This is a genomic window from Bartonella sp. PS7NMGDW (assembly GCF_042193585.1).
Classification (GTDB): domain Bacteria; phylum Pseudomonadota; class Alphaproteobacteria; order Rhizobiales; family Rhizobiaceae; genus Bartonella; species Bartonella grahamii.
Map to the genome: position 1 here is coordinate 1 of NZ_JBHILX010000070.1, position 1475 is coordinate 1475.

The following is a 1475-nucleotide window of genomic DNA, read 5'->3' on the forward strand; positions in this document are numbered from 1 at the left end:
GCACTGTTTGTATGTCCATAACCTATTGTCCACACCCCAATGGCATCTTTATAGGCGTTCAAACGCAAACCTTCCCACTGTTTGATAAGTGCTAGTCCTTCTGATGATATTTTTCGCATGTGTTGCTCCATAAAAAAGCCCCACACAAGGCGGGGATGAGTGAATATTAAAAATTGCAATTATTGCCTTTTATTAAAAATCTCGTTTCATGTAACTTTTTTCTGTGTTATACGTTACATGAAACATAATGGAGATTTTGTTATGGCTACAATGCACGTCAATGAACGCGTTCAAAAACATCGCAACGCACAAAGAAAAGCAGGTTTGCGTTTAATGCAAATTTGGGTACCAGATATTCGCCAACCGAACTTTGCAGAAGAGTGCCGACGCCAATGTCGCTTAGTCGCAAAAATGGATAAAACAGATACATCTATGCAGTTGTTGATGGATCAATCTTTAATGGATGTTGATGGCTGGACAGAATAATGCGTGGATCTCTCGTCACAATAGCTATGCAAGGCGATTTTGGTAAACCAAGACCTGCGTTAATCATTCAAGCTAATCAATTCAGTGAGCATACAAGTGTAACGGTTTTACCCATTACTAGCACACTTGTTGATGCGCCATTACTCCGCATTACGATTCAGCCAACCGCTAAAAATGGTTTGCAAAAACCTTCGCAAGTCATGATTGATAAGATTATGACGGTAAGATGTGAAAAAGTTAGTCCAGCTTTCGGCTCCATTCATGCAGATAAAATGGTAGAAATTGAACGCTGTTTAGCTGTATTTTTAGGAATAGTAAAATAGAAATAGTATTTCTTTTTATCATCATAAAATAGCTTTGTTTATCTATCCTCTTCATCCATATGGATGACGCCTTCGCCTTCGTCACATGCGTTTGGTGGGGCGTTTGGATCAAGGGTATCATCCTTGTCTGGTGTTGTGTTTGCAACGTTTCCAGCCGCATCTTCTTGCGTTTTATCAAAAAGTTCGCACTCTATTTTTGTGGTGTAACCACCCGTTTTATCAAGTTTGAGTTTAACACTTTTGATGCGCCATTCTGCTGGAATATAGGGGCGGAAAGGGGGCTCTTGAACAAGCTTTGCTTCTGTTTGCACAAACGGATCACCACCGATATCACATGAGAAAGAAGATTTTCCACGTGATGATTTATTGCGATAAGCAGCAATGGCTGCAACAGCCTCTGATTGGTTATGGTAGGTGTATTTGAGTTCATGGAACGGTGGGTTACCAACTTTGACTTCTTTTTTTTCACCACTGCGGATATCATGATAAGTTGCGAGAACACCGCCTTTCTTCTCTTTGTCTTCTTCTTCTTTCTCAGATTCTTTTTCTGCTTTTTCCGATTCAGATGATGGTGGTGTTGCTCTGTCATTGTCATCCATATGGATAAAGTTTTCATCATCATCAATCTCTTCTGGTTCTCGTGCATCAGCCGCGGCTTTTTGGTCG

3 protein-coding genes and 1 pseudogene are annotated in these 1475 nt (G+C 40.5%); 2 read left to right on the forward strand and 2 right to left on the reverse strand.

The window, feature by feature from the left end; genetic code table 11:
- On the reverse strand, nucleotides 1-119 hold a 119-nt coding region (locus ACFIKJ_RS09215), incomplete at its 3' end, for a lysozyme (protein ID WP_375627559.1).
- A gap of 142 nt (nucleotides 120-261) precedes the next feature.
- Between ACFIKJ_RS09215 and ACFIKJ_RS09220 the strand changes: the two genes are divergently transcribed.
- Both ACFIKJ_RS09220 and ACFIKJ_RS09225 read left to right on the forward strand, forming a co-directional pair.
- Nucleotides 262-486, forward strand: coding sequence for an antitoxin MazE family protein (locus ACFIKJ_RS09220; protein WP_273791685.1), 225 nt, complete (start codon nucleotides 262-264; stop codon nucleotides 484-486).
- Nucleotides 486-809, forward strand: a complete 324-nt coding sequence (locus ACFIKJ_RS09225; RefSeq protein WP_273791686.1) for a type II toxin-antitoxin system PemK/MazF family toxin — start codon at nucleotides 486-488, stop codon at nucleotides 807-809. The genes ACFIKJ_RS09220 and ACFIKJ_RS09225 overlap by 1 nt, the downstream gene beginning before the upstream one ends.
- 38 nt (nucleotides 810-847) lie before the next feature.
- Here the strand turns inward: ACFIKJ_RS09225 and ACFIKJ_RS09230 are convergent.
- Nucleotides 848-1475, reverse strand: a pseudogene (locus tag ACFIKJ_RS09230) (late control protein); the annotation flags it as partial.

What these genes read in the sequence shown, in the direction of transcription:
- ACFIKJ_RS09220 (WP_273791685.1), top strand. Translation starts at nt 262, where the DNA reads ATGGCTACAATGCACGTCAATGAACGCGTTCAAAAACATCGCAACGCA.
- ACFIKJ_RS09225 (WP_273791686.1), top strand. Translation starts at nt 486, where the DNA reads ATGCGTGGATCTCTCGTCACAATAGCTATGCAAGGCGATTTTGGTAAA.